19 protein-coding genes are annotated in these 18,604 nt (G+C 39.2%); 5 read left to right on the forward strand and 14 right to left on the reverse strand.

The window, feature by feature from the left end; all coding sequences use genetic code 11:
• Positions 1–2: 2 nt before the first annotated feature.
• The 10 genes from BUE31_RS08350 to BUE31_RS30980 form a co-directional block, all read right to left on the reverse strand.
• Complete coding sequence (locus BUE31_RS08350; protein ID WP_073402340.1) at positions 3–1,010, reverse strand: glycosyltransferase family 4 protein; 1,008 nt, start codon at positions 1,008–1,010, stop codon at positions 3–5.
• A complete protein-coding gene (locus tag BUE31_RS08355; protein ID WP_073403077.1) occupies positions 1,011–3,290 on the reverse strand; it encodes a glycosyltransferase family 4 protein in 2,280 nt (759 codons plus the stop codon).
• Positions 3,291–3,722: 432 nt separating this feature from the next.
• Positions 3,723–4,910: an aspartate aminotransferase family protein gene (locus BUE31_RS08360; protein ID WP_073402343.1), complete on the reverse strand. Its 1,188-nt coding sequence runs from the start codon at positions 4,908–4,910 to the stop codon at positions 3,723–3,725.
• Positions 4,911–5,069: 159 nt separating this feature from the next.
• Positions 5,070–5,567: a hypothetical protein gene (locus tag BUE31_RS08365; protein WP_073402346.1), complete on the reverse strand. Its 498-nt coding sequence runs from the start codon at positions 5,565–5,567 to the stop codon at positions 5,070–5,072.
• Between the two features lie 9 nt (positions 5,568–5,576).
• Positions 5,577–6,314 carry a hypothetical protein gene (locus tag BUE31_RS08370; RefSeq protein WP_073402348.1) on the reverse strand — a complete coding sequence of 246 codons (738 nt, stop codon included), beginning with the start codon at positions 6,312–6,314 and terminating at the stop codon, positions 5,577–5,579.
• 51 nt (positions 6,315–6,365) lie between these two features.
• Positions 6,366–6,920, reverse strand: coding sequence for an RNA polymerase sigma factor (locus tag BUE31_RS08375; protein ID WP_410503970.1), 555 nt, complete (start codon positions 6,918–6,920; stop codon positions 6,366–6,368).
• Positions 6,921–7,032: 112 nt separating this feature from the next.
• Complete coding sequence (gene bcp, locus BUE31_RS08380) at positions 7,033–7,494, reverse strand: thioredoxin-dependent thiol peroxidase (protein ID WP_073402354.1); 462 nt, start codon at positions 7,492–7,494, stop codon at positions 7,033–7,035.
• A 1-nt stretch (position 7,495) separates the two neighbouring features.
• A complete protein-coding gene (locus BUE31_RS08385; protein ID WP_073402356.1) occupies positions 7,496–9,214 on the reverse strand; it encodes a M23 family metallopeptidase in 1,719 nt (572 codons plus the stop codon).
• A gap of 38 nt (positions 9,215–9,252) precedes the next feature.
• Positions 9,253–9,864, reverse strand: coding sequence for a fumarylacetoacetate hydrolase family protein (locus BUE31_RS08390; protein WP_073402359.1), 612 nt, complete (start codon positions 9,862–9,864; stop codon positions 9,253–9,255).
• Between the two features lie 64 nt (positions 9,865–9,928).
• Entirely contained in the window at positions 9,929–10,102 is a 174-nt protein-coding gene (locus BUE31_RS30980) for a hypothetical protein (RefSeq protein ID WP_159440647.1), read from the reverse strand.
• Positions 10,103–10,282: 180 nt separating this feature from the next.
• Here BUE31_RS30980 and BUE31_RS08395 point away from each other — a divergent pair, with 180 nt between their 5' ends.
• Positions 10,283–10,681: a GxxExxY protein gene (locus tag BUE31_RS08395; RefSeq protein ID WP_073402362.1), complete on the forward strand. Its 399-nt coding sequence runs from the start codon at positions 10,283–10,285 to the stop codon at positions 10,679–10,681.
• 37 nt (positions 10,682–10,718) lie between these two features.
• Here BUE31_RS08395 and BUE31_RS08400 read toward each other — a convergent pair whose 3' ends face one another.
• Positions 10,719–11,138, reverse strand: coding sequence for a T9SS type A sorting domain-containing protein (locus BUE31_RS08400; protein ID WP_159440648.1), 420 nt, complete (start codon positions 11,136–11,138; stop codon positions 10,719–10,721).
• A 276-nt stretch (positions 11,139–11,414) separates the two neighbouring features.
• Between BUE31_RS08400 and BUE31_RS08405 the strand changes: the two genes are divergently transcribed.
• Positions 11,415–13,367 carry a KUP/HAK/KT family potassium transporter gene (locus tag BUE31_RS08405; RefSeq protein WP_073402365.1) on the forward strand — a complete coding sequence of 651 codons (1,953 nt, stop codon included), beginning with the start codon at positions 11,415–11,417 and terminating at the stop codon, positions 13,365–13,367.
• A 236-nt stretch (positions 13,368–13,603) separates the two neighbouring features.
• Entirely contained in the window at positions 13,604–14,401 is a 798-nt protein-coding gene (locus BUE31_RS08410) for a phosphatase PAP2 family protein (RefSeq protein ID WP_234997777.1), read from the forward strand.
• Between the two features lie 107 nt (positions 14,402–14,508).
• Here BUE31_RS08410 and BUE31_RS08415 read toward each other — a convergent pair whose 3' ends face one another.
• Both BUE31_RS08415 and BUE31_RS08420 read right to left on the reverse strand, forming a co-directional pair.
• Positions 14,509–14,763, reverse strand: coding sequence for a SemiSWEET transporter (locus BUE31_RS08415; RefSeq protein WP_073402367.1), 255 nt, complete (start codon positions 14,761–14,763; stop codon positions 14,509–14,511).
• Positions 14,764–14,840: 77 nt separating this feature from the next.
• A complete protein-coding gene (locus BUE31_RS08420) occupies positions 14,841–16,529 on the reverse strand; it encodes an amino acid permease (protein ID WP_073402370.1) in 1,689 nt (562 codons plus the stop codon).
• Between the two features lie 78 nt (positions 16,530–16,607).
• Here BUE31_RS08420 and BUE31_RS08425 point away from each other — a divergent pair, with 78 nt between their 5' ends.
• Positions 16,608–17,282 (forward strand): phosphatase PAP2 family protein, encoded by a 675-nt coding sequence (locus tag BUE31_RS08425; RefSeq protein WP_073402373.1) that lies wholly within the window; start codon positions 16,608–16,610, stop codon positions 17,280–17,282.
• Between the two features lie 68 nt (positions 17,283–17,350).
• Here the strand turns inward: BUE31_RS08425 and BUE31_RS08430 are convergent, their stop codons facing one another.
• On the reverse strand, positions 17,351–18,013 hold the full coding sequence (locus tag BUE31_RS08430) for a hypothetical protein (RefSeq protein WP_073402375.1): 663 nt from the start codon (positions 18,011–18,013) through the stop codon (positions 17,351–17,353).
• Positions 18,014–18,262: 249 nt separating this feature from the next.
• Here BUE31_RS08430 and BUE31_RS08435 point away from each other — a divergent pair, with 249 nt between their 5' ends.
• Positions 18,263–18,598, forward strand: a complete 336-nt coding sequence (locus tag BUE31_RS08435; RefSeq protein WP_073402379.1) for a hypothetical protein — start codon at positions 18,263–18,265, stop codon at positions 18,596–18,598.
• Positions 18,599–18,604 lie beyond the last annotated feature (6 nt).

Genomic DNA, 18,604 nt, shown 5'->3' on the forward strand with positions numbered 1-18,604 from the left:
GATTATTTATCCAATATATACTCATACAGCTTCAAATAATCCCCAACCATTTTATCACATGAGAACTGTGATTCGGACCACTCACGGCAATCCCTGCGTTTTATATTATTAACCTGGTTTATAGCTTCAACTGCTTCATCAATATTATCAACCAAAAAACCGGTCTTTTCATGCTTTATCAATTCCGGCATCGATCCTTTGTTAAAGGCAATAACCGGGGTTCCGCAAAGCATAGCTTCGGCCACGCTCATCCCGAAGGGTTCATTAAAATTTATGGGGTGCAACAAGGCGTATGCATTTTGCAATAATATATTCCTTTTTGCAGGTTCGGCATTGCCAATATATTCTATATCAGGGCCTAATTGTGGTTTAACTTTTTCATTAAAATAACTTTCATCCTGTATTAGGCCTGCTATCAGCAATTTCCTTTTACTTTTTTTTGCGATCTCAATAGCTTCGGCAGTTCCCTTATCGTGGTGGATCCTTCCGAAATACAACAGGTAATCATCCGGCGTATCATTAAATTCAAACTGATCCGTGTTCAACCCGTTGTAAACTGTTGCCAGGTAATCAAGCTCAGCGCTCCGGTCAGAGTTACTGATTGATACATAATGCCCCGTTGAGTTATACTTTTTATAAACCGGAATTATCCTGGGCGATGAAAAGCCATGTATGGTGGTAATAATCGGTGTTTTTATCAGACCCGAATAGGTAAGCGGCAAAAAATCAAAGTTGTTATGAATAATATCAAACTCCCCTGCCCGCTCCATCAAATTACTGATATGCAGGCACTCTAATACCTTTGCATCCTGGTTACGGTCTTCTTCATATCCAGTATTGCAAATAGAATACAGCTTACCGCTGGTTATAGAATCGCCCGTGGCAAATAATGATACTTCAACACCCAGCTTTACCAACCCTTCGGCAATATTTGATGCTACCTGTTCCCACGGGCCATAATGCCTGGGCGGTGTGCGCCAGGCAACAGGCGCTAATACGGCAACCTTCATTTAAAACGACAATGAAGTATACTGATCAACTTTATTATACTCATATTCAAGCTCAAATGCTTTTAAAACAGTAAGGTGCGATATCAGGTAAGCAAGTGTACTCTCTGCACCCTGGTTCCGATTTATTCCGGTTGGCAGCAGGCCATCGCAGCAACCTTTAGTTTCGTGGTCATAAAGCGGTGCTCTAAGCGTATTTTCACCAAGGAACCATTTATAGCTTAAAAACATCTTCTCAATATACTGCGGCTTGCGGAAAATAGTATAAGCCTGGAAATGCATCAGCACCATAGCCATGGTTTCAATAGCCTGTTGGTCAAACGCAGGGAAACTCCCTCCTTTATAATACCAGCCATCATTACCAACCGGACTTAAATACCCGTTTGAAAGGGTAAGTTTGTCTAAAAACGCCATTGTTTTTAATGCCACCTGCTTAACTTTTTCATTCCCGGTTATCTCGCACGAGTGCAGCAAGGCCAACGGAAGGATCGCATTGTCATAAGTCATTTTTTCTTCAAACCATTGCCAATCTTCCGATTGATGCTTTTCATAAGCATCAATTAATGGGGTGGTTAAACTAACCATCTCATTAACCATACCTTCATCACCGGGATAAACATTTAGATAAAGGCTGATCCCGATTATGGTATTTGCCATCCCTCTCAAATGCTTTAGTGCCTTAAAATGAGGGAACGATTTATGAAAGATCTCGGTGGCAAATTCACGATATGAATTACTTGAAGAGCATCCTATTAAATACCCTAATGACCAAATGGTGCGCCCAAAAGAATCTTCTGAACCAACCTCATCCAAATACCTGCGGTCGAAGCTTAAAAAATTACGGAAGTTACCATCCTCCGTTTGCATATAGTGAATGTAGCTCAGATAGATAGGTAAAAGTTCAAAGGCCTCCTTGCTTTTACTGCGTTGGTAAGCCATTAAAGCCATTATCAGTGCGCGTGCATTATCATCCAGGCAATACCCTTCTTTTAAGTTAGGAATCCCATATTTTGCATGCTGAACTATCCCTGTATCGTCCGTTAAGCGCAACACATGGATAAGGCTGAACTTTGGCATTATTTCAGGATCAACAATGCTATTCTTTAATATCTTGTCGCTAAAATCATGATTGGTGCATGATTCCCGGGCTACATTTATAAATTCGGCCCCTATAACCGGCCAGCGTAAATGCAGGCCATAATCATAAGCGTTTTCTTTTAATTCGTTCAGCAAACGCTCCTGGTCCAACAGCTCAATTACGTTTTCTGCCAGGGCATCGGCATTTTTAAAATCAAACAAGCGGCCCCGGTTATTAGCCAGTAATTCTGTTGCATGCCAGTAAGGTGTTGATACAACCGCAGCGCCGGCGCCAACTGCGTATGACAGTGTGCCGCTGGTTATTTGCGCCTCATTCAAATAAGGGGTAACATAAATATCAGTCGCCGAAAGATAATCAACCAGCTCCTCTTCTGTCACAAACTGGTTTATAAAGCAGAGATGCTTTGACACATTTAATTGTGCTGCAAGCGTTTTTAAATGATCCCTGTATTCCTCGCCCGAGCTTTTAATTACCCCCGGATGCGTATTTCCTAATACCACATACATCACATCCGGATGATTTTCAACTATTTTGGGCAGTGCCCTCACTACAGTTTCCAGCCCTTTGTTGCGGCTAATTAAACCAAAAGTGAGCAGTACCCTGTGATTTTTAAACGGAGTTAGGCTTTTAACAGGATTATCAACCGATGCTTCAACATCCGGAACGCCGTGTTCAATTATCTGGATCTTATCTTCAGGGATCTCGTAAATGGTAGTTAAAAACTCAACCGCCCGCTTGCTCATCACAATTATTTTCGATGATTGTTCGGCAATTTCCCGAATGATGATACGCTGTACGTAACTGGGATCTTTTAAAATAGTATGTAAAATAGATATCAATGGTTTTTCGAGCCTGTTTAACAGTGGCAGGATGTAGATGCCGCTTTCGCCGCCGTAAATTCCAAACTCATGCTCCATTATACAAACATCAGCGTTGCTGGTATTAATATAATTAGCAGCACGGATATAATCTTTTTGATGATTCTGCCTGATAACATATTTTACCTCCTCCGGGTATTCATATTCTTGTACATTTTCCGAATCATTTAAAGCCACAACAAAGCCGCCATTCAACGGTGATTTCTTTTCGGGGAAATTTGCGTTTATAGCACGCATTAAATTTTGGTTAAATGTTGCGATTCCGCATTCGCGGGGAGGATAGGTTGATATATATGCTATTTTCATTAGTGTAGTTTGTTTTTTAATTGCAATGAAGCTATCATAAGCTAATGCCATATTTTAAATACAGCTTATGATGGTTTCATTTTGTTAGATAGATGTGTTTAAAACAACCCTGATTTTAATTAATTGTTTAAATCAGTGACCCAAAAAACGTTCAGTGTTTATCAATAATGCATGTTTATGACCGTTAAATGGCTATTTACATGCATGTTCCGTATAGTTATCATAAACTATACCAATTTAACTAGAACTATAATTTAGGAAATGTAATTAATGTTGGGACGTTAATTACTAAAGGGTATTTATTGAAAACGAAAGGAGAATTAAGACCTGGCTATTTTAACTCCAGGCCTACCAGGTAATTTTAAAAAGAAGGATTATACGCCAATATACGTTTTTTTTGGCAAGCAGGCATTTAAGTTACTGTGTTATCATTCAACAATAAAACCCAATAGCTTCAATAATTACACTACAGGCTTTTTCAATTTCATCAGGGGTGATGATCAGCGGCGGCGCAATGCGCATAGAGTTGCTGCAATGTAAAAACCAGTCGGTTATTACACCGTTTTCAATACAGCGGTCAATTATCTTTTTATTAAGTTCAAAACTTTCAAATTCAGCGGCTAGCATCAGTCCTTTACCGCGGACTTCTTTTATGGCCGGATGTACCAATAATCTTTTAAACAATGCCTCTTTTTCAGCTACAGCCGCAATTAAATTTTCGTTCAGCAAAACTTCAAGTGCTGCAAGCCCAGCTGCACAACATACCGGATGACCGCCAAACGTGGTAATATGCCCAAGGATTGGATTTTCCTTTAGCACTCCCATTATTTGGTTTGATGAGATGAACGCGCCAACCGGCATCCCCCCACCTAATGCTTTAGCTAGTAACAAAATATCCGGCTCAATGCCAAAATGTTCAAAGGCAAACAGTTTACCTGTTCGCCCAAAAGCAGCCTGGATCTCATCCAGTATCAGCAAGGTACCGGTTTCATTGCAGCGATGGCGTAAAGCTTTCAAATATGCAGCATCAGGCACTCTTATGCCTGCTTCACCCTGCACAGTTTCAATAATAACGCAAGCTGTTTTATCGGTTATTAATTCAAGATCATCAGGATTATTAAACCTGATAAAACTAACTCCGGGAAGCAAAGGGCGGTAAGCCTGTTTAAATTCTTCGTTACCCATAACGCTTAATGCACCGTGCGTACTGCCATGGTAAGAGTTATTGCAGGCAATAACCTCATACCTCCCGGTAAAACGTTTGGCCAGCTTTAATGTACCCTCAACAGCTTCTGCGCCCGAGTTGGTAAAATAAACAGATTGTAAATGAGCGGGCAATAACGAAACCAGCTTTTCGGCAAAGCGCACCTGCGGGGTTTGCACATATTCTCCATACACCATCAGGTGCATGTATTTATCAAGCTGATCTTTTATAGCATTAACTACGTATGGGTTGCTGTGACCCAGGTTACTTACTCCAATGCCCGATATAAGGTCGATATAAGCCTTCCCCTCCTTATTGTACATGTATATACCTTCGGCACGTTCAAACTCGAGCAAAAGCGGAAAATCGGTCGTTTGGGCGTTATTGGCTAGGAAGAGTTGTCGGAGAGTGGGCATGGTGCAAAAATAAGGGAAAAGTCCGGAAGTCGGGAAAGTCAGTAAAGTCCGGAAGAAGGAACAGTAGTTTTATGTCAGTAATTATCCTTACCAAAGTAAGTACGTTTAATACTCGAAGCTCTTTTTTACTTTCGGACTTTCGGACTTTCGGACTTAATTTTAATCCCCCGCCCTAACGCTGCGTTCGGTAAGCTGTTTAAGCACCTCGTCATTAAACTCGTGTTCGCTTTTATAAAGTATGCTTACCTTTTCAGGGGGGAGTATTTTATAAAACTCATCCCTGTAACGTTTTTTTATATCTAATTTTTGAGTTTCGTATTTTAAATCCAGGTCAACTTGCTGGGCGCCATCAACGCTGGCATTTGAATTATTTATTCTTTTAAGTATGTTAACCGCGGTTAGCTCTTCAGAATATTTACGGTACAGGGGCCAAAATGCTTTTGCTTCTTTTTGGGTTAAATCAAGCCGCTGATTAAGAAAACCTTCTTTAACAGCCTGGATCTTTTTGCCGCCATTTGGTTTCGCACTTCGCACACCAGGCCGCTGAACAGGGCTAAAACGCTGTACAGGCACAAGCACACGCCGCTGCCCGAAGCTTTTATAGCTTACGGTCATTATAATTAACATTCCTAAAACAATCCTGATCAGCTTACCCATTTAAATTAATTACTGTGCGTTATTAACGTCATTTTGCAAAGCATTTTCTAAACTCGCATCATCAATAGATGCATCGTCAGACGCAACTGTTGCCTGCGCATCCGAGGGGTCAAGATTTAGCTGCAAATAACTTTTAATATCGTCTACCGGAATATTTGACAATTCCTTGTGTAAAAATGTACCTTTATGTTCAACAACCGAACCTGTAAGCTCACTTAGCAATATCCCGCCGCTTAAGGCTAGAGCAAAACAAGCTGCAGTAGCATATTTAAAAGCAGTTGAAGTATATAACCTTCTTATTATCCCCCTGCTTTTAACCGCACCCTGGTTAACGGTACTATCTAATATATTTTTATTAAGCTTATCAAAATAACCGGCCGGAACGCTAAAATGTTCTGCAGGCTCACCCAATGCTTCTTCAACAAATATGCGGTTTTGAATCTGCTGCTGCAGGTTCTCAAAATAACCATCAGGCACAGTAAACCCCGGGTCGGTATTGTTTAATCCGCTTTCAACTGCTATCCTGCTTTGTATATTACCGGTAAGTTCCTCAAAATAATTGTCCGGAACTGTAAAATCTCCAAAAGATCCCTTGTTTTTTAATTCATCTAAATTTTTGAACGCTACAATACGATCTCCGAGGTCGCTAAAATAACCGGCAGGTACTGTAAACGGATTAGCAGGATTAATCTGTTTAAGTGACACATATTCATTAAGCCAATCTTTATTTTCCATTTCACTCTTCATATCTTAGTTATAGATGGAACAATTGTCAAAAGGTTTAAAATTTATTTAAAATTAATCTTTAGATAGTAAATACGTCTCTATTTTTTTCACCGCTAAGTGAAACGATGCCTTTAAAGCGCCTACACTTGTGCCCAGCACCTGCGATATTTCCTCGTATTTCATATCATCATAATATTTCATATTAAACACAAGTTTTTGTTTTTCGGGCAGGGTCAGTAATGCCTCCTGCAACTTACGCTGTGCCTTGTCGCCGTCAAAATAAGTTGAATCAGCCAAAGTATCCGCCAGCTCATAGGCCACATCATCAAGCGACACATTATTTTTTTGCTTTTTCTTATTCAAAAAAGTAATGCATTCATTGGTGGCTATCCGGTACATCCAGGTATACAGCTGCGCGTCACTCCTGAAACCAGCCAAATTTTTCCAAATCTTTATAAAAACATCCTGTACCAGATCATCGGCGTCGTCATGGTCTATCACCATGCGGCGGATGTGCCAGTATATTTTTTGCTGATATTTTTTCAACAGCATGTTAAATGCCTCGTTCCTGGTTTTCTCATCCTGGAACTTGCTTAATATCTCTGCGTCTTCAACCTCCATAGGCATGTAACAATAATTAAACTTAAATTCTTATTAGCTGCTTATTATTATAAAGCAATATTAATACTTTTCCGATAATTTTTTAAGCCCTCTCCTTTGGAGAGGGTTGGGTGGGACTTTATTGTAAAAGATCAAGCACCTGTTGCGATGCGTTTTTAGTATCAACCTTATCAATTATTTTGCTAAGCGTACCATCCGCGCCTATAATAAATGTTTTACGCGCTGTACCCATATATTTTTTACCGTACATGTTTTTTTCAACCCAAACACCATAGGCTTCGTTTATGCTTTTATCTGTATCGGCAATTAGCGGAAACGGAAGGCTATACTTTGTTTCAAACTTTTTGTGCGATTTTTCATCATCCGTACTTACTCCTATCACTTCAAAACCCTGGCCCAGCATTGATTGATAGTTATCCCTGAAATCACACGCTTCGGCTGTACAGCCTGGTGTATCATCCTTTGGGTAAAAATAAAGGATCACATTTTTTCCTTTAAAATCTGATAAAGAAACTGTTTTGCCGTTTTGGTCTTTTGCGGTAAAATCGGGAGCCTTGTCGCCTTCTTTAAGTGTTGCCATGTTATCTGGTAAATGTTGCTGTAAAATATTTGCTGTTATTTTTATTATCGGTAACAGTTAATTCAAATATATGTTTACCGGCTGCAATATCGGTATTAAAGCTATAACCCAGAATTTTACTTTTAAAATCCCATTCCATAAGTACCCATTTGCCGTCAATTTTACCCGTATATGATTTTATACCCGACAGGTTATCACTCATCCTGAAAAAGATCCCTTTAGAAGCCGACATATTTGCCCCAGTTTTAATATTTACTGGTACAATAACCGGGGGTATGGTATCCAGTTTTATAAAAAAATCGCCAAAGGTACGTGGCTGTGCTTTAATATAACCATCCTGGTAAGTGCCGCAGGCCATAGCGCCATCTGTGCTAACAATTACGGCTTTTTCCCCATGCTTTCCAATAGTGCTATCAGGCTTTATCCAAAGGTCATAGCTATCATGCACAGGTGTAAACCGGTTGTGAATGCTATACGTAGCTGAAAATGCCCCTAACTTTTTTGGCAGCATTTTGCAGGTAAAGTCTACATCGTCATAAAGGTTTCCCGGGTTAATATGCACCTTTACTTTATCATTGCTAAATTCATTCACTTTATCATAACGGAACAAATTCCCCCCAGGCTTAACTACAGCAAGGTTACTTTCCGCATGGCCTGCTTTTACTTTTAAGCTTAAGGTTGATGTATTACCGGCAGCATCTTTAACCACATATTCAACCTCATGAACTTCGCCATCATTAAAATTAATTATCCCGCGGTTTATTGATTGCGGATAAAGCGAGATCTTACTGCCCGGCAATATAAAGCACTTTTGCACCCAGCGATGGGTCTTCATCAGCTCGGGGTAATCAATATATGCGTTTATAGCATGGGTTTGGTCAAATGCAAAACGCTCAACTGCAAATGTGTAAACCGTTTTATCATCAACCTTTAGCTCGCACGAGTAAATGCCGTTATGATTTGGCGATACACTCGTCATATCATTAGTGCTGATGCCAAATCCTATCTGCCCCGTTAAATCCAATACCTGCAGCCTGGTTAAATGATAATTGCCGTTGCTGCCGGTAACAGCCAAAAACTGTCTCGGCGTTTTCTCGCTGAACGGATTCCCATCCAAATGATAAATGCCAATGGCGGTAATAGATGGCGGTATTTTATCAGGAATAGTTAAACCAAATAATTGCGGATTAATAGTTTCTTCGGTTTGGGTATCCCTGATCTCAAAATGCAGATGCGGACCAGCTGATGCGCCCTCATTGCCAGACATGGCAATAACCTCGCCCTGGCAAACCAGCATTTGCAATGGATCGAGCTTAAAATCAACTTCGAAGCTTTGTTGTTTGTATTGCTCATCGCGGATCAGTTTTTCCATTGCCGGGGTAAACGTTTTTACATGCCCGTAAACGGTAGTAAAGCCATTTGGATGTGTTATATAGATAGCATGCCCAAACCCGCCAAATTGAACCCGCAAGCGCGAAACATAGCCATCATAAGCAGCATGTAACGGGTAGCCGGTACGCTGATTAGTTTTAAAATCAAGCCCCGAGTGAAAATGGGCGCCCCGCAGCTCACCAAACGAGCCGGCGGTTGACGGAGGCAGGTCAAGCGGGTAACGAAAAAAGTTTTGCGGATACTGCCTGCTCTGGATGATGCCCTGCGCAAACACATTAAAACACCAGCAGGAAATTATAAAAAGGGCACCGATAATTTTTTTACTCATTCTTTGATTTTTCTTCCGGTCTTTCGGACTTTACTGACTTAACGAACGTAAAAATCAAGCATCTTCACATTTTCCAAATAGCCTTCCAGCCTGTCGCCCACATTTACTTTGGCTACGCCTTGGGGTGTGCCGGTAAAAATAAGATCGCCCTTTTTTAGGGTGATATATTTTGATACAAAGGCTATGATGTATTCAAACGAAAAAAGCATGTTTGAGGTATTACCCACCTGCCTGGCTTCGCCATTTACATCAAGCTTAAAATTGATGTTCTTCAAATCGGCAAACTGCGCTTTGGGAACAAACACACTTACTGGGGCAGAGTTATCAAATGCCTTGGCAAGCTCCCATGGCAAACCCTTTTCTTTATGACGCGATTGAATATCACGGGCGGTAAAGTCGACCCCTAAAGCAACTTCTTCAAAGTAATTCTGAGCAAATTGCTCGCTGATATGTTTCCCTTCTTTACTTATCTTTATTACGATCTCAATCTCGTGGTGAATATCTTCTGAAAAATCAGGATGATAGAAGGGCTTATTATCTTTCAGCAAAGCAGTTTCCGGCTTCATAAATATAACCGGAACGCCCGGCACAGGGTTATTAAGCTCCTTAGCATGCTCGGCATAGTTGCGGCCTATGGCAATTATCTTCATAAAGCCGAAATTAAACTAAGATTTGTAGGATTAAAAGATTTTAGGATATTTTTTAATTAATTGATCAAAAATCAAGAAAACGTTTTCTTATTTCAGCCATAACTTCAGAATGAGGAATACCTTCACCTCTTTCAAGCTCTTCTTTTGCTTCGTTTATAGCTTGCTTAACTTCTTTAGGGATTTCATTCCAAAAGTCCTGCTTTGATCCTGCTAATAAAGGTGTATTCTCAATCTCCATAGTTAAGCTCATCTGCTAAATCAAAAAATATTCTAAAAATTTTATAATCCTGAAACGCGGAGTCAGACAAGAAAAAATCCGAAATTAAACTAAGATTTGTAGGATTAAAAGATTTCAGGATATTTTTTAATTAATTGATCAAAAAACTTCTTTCATTCCTGTTTATCTTAGTTTCACCAAATGCAACATCAAGAACTTACTCATAAAATTATTGGATGCGCGATGAAAGTCCATAGTATTCTCGGAACGGGTTTTCAGGAAATCATTTATCAAAAGGCGTTGGCAATTGAAATGCAGAAGCAAAATTTGTCTTTTGGCAGAGAAATTGAAATGACCATTTTTTATGATGGAATCGATATTGGAAAAAGAAGGGTAGACTTTTTTGTCGGAGAGAAAATAATGGTCGAACTAAAAGCCGTTTCAATCCTTACTGATCTGCACCTTGCTCAGGCAATGAATTATTTGGAAGCTTATAATCTATCTGTTGGGCTGCTTATCAACTTTGGAAGCAAAAGCCTGGAGTTTAAAAGAGTGTACAATATCAAACATCCGGATAACAAATTTAAGATATCTGGCTAATCAAATCCTGTAATCTTACAAATCCTAAAAATCTTAGTTATAGTACCGAAATCCTCTTGATCACCGATTCAGTACCGGCAACAACCCTCAAAAAGTAAAAGCCCCGGGCTAACTTGTTGTTTAGCGGGTAGCTAAAGTTTTTTTCGCCGGCTTCAACCCTTTGTGAGTACAAAGTAATGATCTCATTTCCCAAAACATCCACAACTTTTATGGTAACATTTGCGGAACGTGAAATTTCGTACTTTAAATTAATTTGGTCAGTAACTGGGTTGGGATATACCTGTACATTGCTTAACAGCTTGTCATCAGGTTTTGTAACGCTAACCTTTGTGGTTGATATAACAGCCGGCCTTATAGGTGGCAGCACCAAATGCAGGTTATTTTTAAATATGGAAGTTTTTGTTGATTTGGGTTTCAAAAAACGCAGGACACTTGTATCGCCCCTTTGGTAACTCATAGCGTTAGAAAAGGCGAAATTCATAAATACTGCGATTGCAATTATTATGAACCATGAATTTTTATAAGTAGAATTTCGCCTCATGCTGTTTATTATTTACAAAAGTATAAATAAAGCTGTCATCAACTTAAATACTTGCCATTTTATAAACCATTTTAACAAAATTTAACAGATTACGGTTTAGCTTGGTATAAATTTAGCTTTTCTTTTGCTATTATTTATTATTTAATCAGTTAATTGTAATTTTTAATACTTTTGGGCCTTTGAAAGTATAAAGTGTCGAATCATAAAGATCTGCAAAAACTAACCGCCGCTGGGCTGTTAATAAGTTTAGGAATAATTTACGGTGACATAGGTACCTCACCGCTGTACGTGTTCAAAGCCATTGTTGGCGACAGAACTATTTCTGAAACATTAATTTTGGGGGGCGTATCACTTATTTTCTGGACGCTTACACTGCAAACCACTTTAAAATATGTGGTTATTACCTTACGTGCGGATAATAAAGGGGAGGGTGGCATATTTTCTCTTTTTTCATTAGTACGCCGCCGTGCTAAATGGCTTATAGTGCCCGCTGTTATTGGCGGCTGTGCTTTATTGGCCGATGGTATAATTACCCCTCCTATTACTATTTCATCAGCAATTGAAGGTTTGCAAACTTCGTTTCCGCATCTGCAAACTATGCCTATTGTTATAGCCATAATAATATTTCTTTTTATTATACAGCAATTTGGCACATCACTGGTAGGCAAGGCTTTCGGGCCTATGATGTTTATATGGTTTACCATGATGGGGGTTTTAGGGATTACTTTTATTATTCAGTCGCCCACCATTTTTAAGGCGTTAAATCCTTATTACGCATTAAAATTACTAACCAGCCATGCGCCGGGGGCTCATCCGCTGGTAATTATAGGCGCTGTATTTCTGTGTACCACCGGTGCCGAAGCATTATATTCAGACCTGGGACATTGCGGCCGTAAAAATATCCAGATCAGCTGGATCTATGTAAAAACCTGCCTGGTGCTCAATTATCTTGGCCAGTCTGTTTGGCTTTTACAACATGCGGGCACCAAAATGGATCTTAATTTAAATAACCCGTTTTATAAGATCATGCCCCAATGGTTCCTCATTTACGGTATCGGTATCGCTACCGTGGCTGCCGTTATTGCCAGCCAGGCGCTTATTTCAGGTTCATTTACCCTTATTGCCGAAGCTGTAAGATTAAACTTATGGCCCAAAGTACGGATCAACTACCCTTCTGAGCAAAAGGGCCAGCTGTATGTGCCAAGTGTAAACTGGTTGTTATGCGCAGGTTGCGTTGGGGTAGTGTTACTATTTAAGGAGTCGGCCCGGATGGAAGCCGCTTATGGTTTAAGTATCACTGTAGCCATGTTGATGACAACCCTGTTGGTGGCAAACTTTTTACGGCGAAAAAAATTACCAACCTATATTGTTGGTATCTTTTTAGTGGTTTACCTGCTTATTGAAGGCACCTTCTTAACAGGTAACCTTGTTAAGTTTGTTAATGGCGGCTGGTTCACCTTATCTGTTGGCTTAGTTTTGTTCACTATAATGTGGGCATGGCATACCGCCCGCAGAATCAGGAACCGTTATGTTAAGTTTATTGAGATTGAGGATTATTTCAGCATTCTTAAAGAGCTGAGTGATGATGAAACAGTACCAAAATATTCTTCGCAACTGGTTTACCTTACTAGTGCCAATTTCAATTCAGAGGTAGAATCAAAAATTATTTATTCCATATTGCAAAAGCAACCCAAACGTGCTGATGTTTATTGGCTGGTACACGTTGATGTTGTGGATGAGCCTTATAAAAAAGAATACGAGGTTGATTTTTTAGTGCCTAATAAACTGATAAGAATTGATTTTAAACTTGGCTTTAGGGTTGAGCAACAGATAAACCTGCTGTTTAGAAAAGTAGTTGAAGACCTTGTAAAAAAAGGCGAGGTTGATATTACAAGTACCTACAAATCATTAAACAGGCATAAAATTGTTGGCGATTTCAGGTTTGTTGTTATTGAAAAAGTGCTTTCACGCTCACATAACCTGTCGTTTTACGAAAGCTTTATTATGGCTTTTTATAAGATCCTGAAAAAGATCAGCTTATCGGAAGAACGTGGCTTTGGACTCGACCTAAGTTTTGTTACTGTTGAAAAAGTACCTTTAATGCTTGCCGCGCCTGAAACTGTGGAGATTCACCGCGTGAATTAGGGTTAAGTTATAAGGGTTGGAGAAGTTAATAGTGGTAAAAATTCGTTAAAACATTTTCAACTTTTACAACAATTCCAACTCATCTCTAATGTTAACTAAATATTAATTCAGAATTACTACAGATTTGAGCAATATTTTTACCTTATTTAGGTTTTGGTATGAACTGATTAAATCTCATTGATCAGGTTAGCTAAAACTATATAGAACAAACACTGTTAAAATTGAAACATCAGCCATTGAGAAAGATATTATTTGCCTTATTGTGTTTTATTTCATTTGAAGCCAGCGCGCAGCTTAAAGATACTGTGAAAAAAAAGAACATCGCTGATACTATAAAAAAAGACCTTTTAACCGCGCCGGATACGGTAAAGCATTTGCACAGCAAAACTGCGGCATTAGTATTCCCTGCCGCTTTGGTTGGTTACGGAGTAGCATCATTTATAATTCATCCGGTACGCCGCTTTGATTATTATATTAATAACGGTTTTAATAAACTCTACCCTCGTTATTCCGGGGCTATTGAAAGTTACATCCAGTTTGCACCAGTTGCAATAGTGTACGGTTTAAACCTTGCAGGTGTTGAAGGTAAAAACAGGTTTATTGACCGTACCGCACTTCTTGGCCTTTCAGCGGCAATTGCAGGTGTATCTGTTTATGGGTTAAAAAACACGACTCATCGTTTGCGGCCTAACAAAGGCGATTATTTCTCCTTCCCTTCAGGGCATACGGCTAATGCATTTATGGGCGCTGAGTTTTTAGCACAGGAATATTCTGGCAAATCACCGATATACGGTATAGTGGGTTATACGCTTGCTGTTACTACCGGAGTTTTCAGAATGTACCACCGCGATCACTGGTTTAGCGATGTGGTTGCAGGTGCCGGCTTCGGCATCCTGTCAACAAAAGCAGCTTACCTGGTTTATCCATACCTGCGCAATGCCCTAACCCATACCGATAAAGCCGGAAAACACACCATGGTAATGCCCATGTATCAAGACGGTGTAAAAGGACTTTCATTTGCTATGGAGCTGTAGAAGGGTTGTAAAGGTTATAGTTGTTGTAAGGGTTGTAGTTGTTAATACGCTTAGTGCCCTTTCACCTTTTACAACCACTACAACACTTACAACTAATTATAACGACCTTACTTATAAATTATCTTGTAAACCAGTATAATACTGGCAAAAATAAAGGTAATGGCATTGGCTACGGTTACAGGCAGGCTGCCGCTCATTAAACCGTAAATGAGCCATAAAAGTGTGCCAGCAGTAAACAAAGCGTACATTGCCAATGAAATACCCGAGGTGTTTTTTGTTTGAATGGTTTTAACAGCCTGTGGTAAAAAGGAAACGGTAGTGCCAAATGCGGCTAATAAGCCAATAATGGTAGTAATGCTCATAAAGTATCTTTTTAAAATGCGATGATAAGTCAGCCCTACTGGTTTTAAAGCACTATTATTCAATTCATTCAGAAAGCCTAACCATTTGCTTTTTCCTTACCTAATAAACTATGCTTGTAGCTGTAAGTAAAGTATATCACCAGGCCAATAACCAGCCAAATTAAAAACCGCAGCCAGTTGGTATATCCTAACTCTGTCATTAAATAAAAACAACTAAGTAAGCCAAGTACCGGTATTAATGAAAGGTTTTTAACAAAAGACATTACCGCAAGTACAGCTGATAAAATAATGAACAGGAAGAATGGAAAATTTTCATGTGCATTCTTACCGGTAAACATGCTTAATATATGATCCTTTAAAAAATAAGCACCAATTATAAGCACCGCAGGAACAATCCATTTTGAATTGATATATGGCAGGTGGAAACGCCCTTTTTTCGCAGCTTCACGCGGCAATAATAATACACCACCACAAACCAATACGAATGCAAACAGGGTACCAATACTGGTTAAATCGGTAACCTCGGTAAGGTTCATGAATAAAGCCGGTATGGCAACCACAAAACCGGTTACTATGGTAGCAAATGATGGCGTATGATATTTTGGATGGATCCTTGAAAAAGCTTTTGGTAATAAACCGTCGCGGCTCATGCTCATCCAGATACGCGGCTGGCCTAACTGGAATATCAACAACACACTGGCTGTAGCAATAACGGCGCTAAAAGATATAATCCCGCTCAGTGCAGTTAAATGCAATTTGGTAAATACGTAAGCTAACGGATCGCCAACTGCAAGTTCCTTGTAACTTACCATACCGGTAAGCACCAGGGCAATCAATATGTATAATACGGTACAAATAATCAGGGAGTAGATCATCCCGCGCGGCAGATCGCGCTGTGGGCTTTGACATTCTTCGGCCGTGGTTGATATCGCATCAAAGCCTATATAAGCAAAAAACACGCCCGACACCCCCTTCATCACGCCACCAAATCCATTAGGCATAAATGGGTGCCAGTTTGCAGGCGTAACGTAAAAAAAGCCTACTGCAATTACCACAAGAACAATGGCTATCTTTAAAAACACCATTGCGTTGGTAGCTTTCTTTGTTTCGCGGATGCCGATGTAAACAAGGTAAGTAATAATAACTACGATAAGCAATGCCGGTAAATTGGCAATTAATTTCACCCCGCCAATGCCAGGAGCGTTGCTCCATGCAAGTGCACCCTGTTTTATGGTGTCGGTTATTTCGGCAGTATGATTTTTTATGGCTTCATGCGCCTTAAATGCCGTAAAATAATCCATGGTAAGGTATTCCGGCATGTGGATATGAAAACCTTCTAAAAGGTTAACAAAATAGGTGCTCCATGATATGGCCACCGCTATATTACCTATAGCATATTCCATTAGCAGGTCCCACCCTATTATCCAGGCTATCAGTTCACCAAATGATGCATATGCATAGGTATAAGCGCTACCTGCAACAGGGATTCGTGATGCAAATTCAGCATAGCATAATGCAGAAAAACCGCAGGTAACAGCGGTTAATACAAATAATATGGTTACGCCCGGGCCGCCGTTAAAAGAGGCCAGCCCTATTGTTGAAAAGATCCCCGCCCCTACAACAGCGGCAATCCCCATCAGGGTAAGATCCTTTACATTTAATTCTTTTTTCAGATGTGAGCCTGAATGTTCGGCATCACTAAATCCGCTGGCAACGTCAGCTAATATTTTATGAATATTTTTTTTACGGAATATACTCTTCGACATTCGTTTGAATAATTTTGATCAGCAATTGTAAACATAACCATTTTTTTGGATTCAATAAGTATATGCTTACTTTGCACGATGAATATAGGAATAAATGATGTTTTAAAACAGATAAGGCTATTTTTTATCCTTTATGTCATCCTGCTTTGCGCCTGTTTAGTAATTAAGGTGATGTTTAGCAAAGAGGCTATATACTTTGCAGTAAACAACAGGCACTGCTCATTTGCCGATCAAATTGCACCCTATGTTACCGATCTGGGAAACGGCTGGACTGCAATTATTTTATCGGTCGCCATAATTTTATTCAACTATCGTAAGGCATTTTTAATGGCAAGCAGTTATGCAATAACCTCATTACTGGCCCAGGTAGTAAAATATATTTTTGATGCCCCCCGCCCTACTTTATATTTTAAGGATAAGCTAAACCTGATACATTTAGTTAAAGGAGTTGATATACTCAGGTTTCATAGCTTTCCATCAGGCCACACGGTAACTGCATTTTCTGCAGCGGTGGTTATTACCTATCTAACTAAAAATAAAAATTGGGGGATCTTATTGCTGGTTGTTGCTGTAGCCGTAGGATATTCGCGCATGTATCTGAGCCAGCATTTTTTTGAGGATGTTACAGCAGGATCTGTACTGGGAGTAGTAATAACTGTTTGCTGGATAAGTTATATCGACAGCAAACAGTTTTTACATACTTCTAAATGGAATAATGGACTTTTAAGAAAATCATTGGTCACTCGTCATTAATCATTGGTATTATTTCCTGTTTAAAACAATGCTTATAAAAGCTATTGCACCAATAACCGATTATCTGTTTAACTTAAAGTAAGCTTCTTTCTTCTCCTAACCACGGTAACTATTACCAGTACTATAACAAAGGCCGCACCGCCAAATATTGCTATTTTAACAGGTGATGACAACCCTTTTGCGTTTGACAAATATTGATCATTACGCTGTAGCTCAGGTGACAGGCGGATAGATGAAGCATAGGAATTATATTCAGCCTTTACAATGTCTTTTCTCTCGTCAGGGTACACATATTCAAATGTGTAGGTTGCATCCTGTGTGTAAAGCAATGTAAAATTTATCAGCTGGATGTTACCGTTACCATCATCATTTTTTAAAGTAAATACCTTTGCCTTTAATGTTCCAACTGTAGTATCTCTAACATGCTGAGCGCTGCTGCCAGCGCCGGATTGGCCTTCAATGCTGCTGATATATTTTTTCAATACTGCATTAAGGTCATTTTCTTTTTTTAGCGGCGTGTTATTTTTTTCATTAGGCGCCACAATAACAGTCATATAACCATATAGTGCATTAGCAGAATATATATGCTGGCCAAGGGTATCTTTTTTCTGGAAGCCAACCGGCAACGAAACGGTTACCAGGCTATCAATTTTTACAGGCTTAAGTGCGGTTTGGCTGAATGCCGTTATAACATATAATATAAGGGCGAAACTTAATAGTATCTTTTTCATACCTTATTAAACTATAAAAACTTCAATTAGTTTTAATTATAGGTATCATGTATTTTATGTTATGATATTTTTGTGACATATTATGGTATTTTTCAGTTAGTTATGACATATAATACTAATTAACCTTATTTAGTTAGTTTAAACAATACGTTAAAAATGATCATGCGTATTAAAATTTTCATAGTTAATTGGTGCTTATAAATAAGATTTAAGAAACACATTCAGCTAATATTTTTGCAACCCATTGAAATGAAAAATATAAAAAAAGCCTTACTTACAATTTTACTTGTAATGCCATTAACGGTTTTTGCTCACGGAGAGGAGGTGTTGTACACAATTTTCATTCAAATCATTTCAATTGTCGTATTTTTAATAATCCTAGCTTTTATCACATTGAACTTAAAGCAAAAATCAATTCTTTCAGGAGTTTATTTCTTTACGGTGATTATCGTCTTTGGTTCTACCAGCTCAATACCTTATCAGAACAATATGAGCACAATAAATTTCGCCATTGCGTTTATCCCAGGAATAGTTGGCCTAATGACATACTTCCTGCTGAAACTAAATTCAAAAAACATCAAATAAAAACAT

The organism is Mucilaginibacter sp. OK098 (assembly GCF_900142915.1).
Lineage (GTDB): Bacteria > Bacteroidota > Bacteroidia > Sphingobacteriales > Sphingobacteriaceae > Mucilaginibacter.

Excerpts from the sequence above, each read along its gene's own strand:
- BUE31_RS08350 (WP_073402340.1), bottom strand. The coding sequence starts at position 1,010 with ATGAAGGTTGCCGTATTAGCGCCTGTTGCCTGGCGCACACCGCCCAGG.
- BUE31_RS08355 (WP_073403077.1), bottom strand. The coding sequence starts at position 3,290 with ATGAAAATAGCATATATATCAACCTATCCTCCCCGCGAATGCGGAATC.
- BUE31_RS08360 (WP_073402343.1), bottom strand. The coding sequence starts at position 4,910 with ATGCCCACTCTCCGACAACTCTTCCTAGCCAATAACGCCCAAACGACC.
- BUE31_RS08365 (WP_073402346.1), bottom strand. The coding sequence starts at position 5,567 with ATGGGTAAGCTGATCAGGATTGTTTTAGGAATGTTAATTATAATGACC.
- BUE31_RS08370 (WP_073402348.1), bottom strand. The coding sequence starts at position 6,314 with ATGAAGAGTGAAATGGAAAATAAAGATTGGCTTAATGAATATGTGTCA.
- BUE31_RS08375 (WP_410503970.1), bottom strand. The coding sequence starts at position 6,920 with ATGCCTATGGAGGTTGAAGACGCAGAGATATTAAGCAAGTTCCAGGAT.
- bcp (WP_073402354.1), bottom strand. The coding sequence starts at position 7,494 with ATGGCAACACTTAAAGAAGGCGACAAGGCTCCCGATTTTACCGCAAAA.
- BUE31_RS08385 (WP_073402356.1), bottom strand. The coding sequence starts at position 9,214 with ATGAGTAAAAAAATTATCGGTGCCCTTTTTATAATTTCCTGCTGGTGT.
- BUE31_RS08390 (WP_073402359.1), bottom strand. The coding sequence starts at position 9,864 with ATGAAGATAATTGCCATAGGCCGCAACTATGCCGAGCATGCTAAGGAG.
- BUE31_RS30980 (WP_159440647.1), bottom strand. The coding sequence starts at position 10,102 with ATGGAGATTGAGAATACACCTTTATTAGCAGGATCAAAGCAGGACTTT.
- BUE31_RS08395 (WP_073402362.1), top strand. The coding sequence starts at position 10,283 with ATGCAACATCAAGAACTTACTCATAAAATTATTGGATGCGCGATGAAA.
- BUE31_RS08400 (WP_159440648.1), bottom strand. The coding sequence starts at position 11,138 with ATGAGTTACCAAAGGGGCGATACAAGTGTCCTGCGTTTTTTGAAACCC.
- BUE31_RS08415 (WP_073402367.1), bottom strand. The coding sequence starts at position 14,763 with ATGAGCATTACTACCATTATTGGCTTATTAGCCGCATTTGGCACTACC.
- BUE31_RS08420 (WP_073402370.1), bottom strand. The coding sequence starts at position 16,529 with ATGTCGAAGAGTATATTCCGTAAAAAAAATATTCATAAAATATTAGCT.
- BUE31_RS08425 (WP_073402373.1), top strand. The coding sequence starts at position 16,608 with ATGAATATAGGAATAAATGATGTTTTAAAACAGATAAGGCTATTTTTT.
- BUE31_RS08430 (WP_073402375.1), bottom strand. The coding sequence starts at position 18,013 with ATGAAAAAGATACTATTAAGTTTCGCCCTTATATTATATGTTATAACG.
- BUE31_RS08435 (WP_073402379.1), top strand. The coding sequence starts at position 18,263 with ATGAAAAATATAAAAAAAGCCTTACTTACAATTTTACTTGTAATGCCA.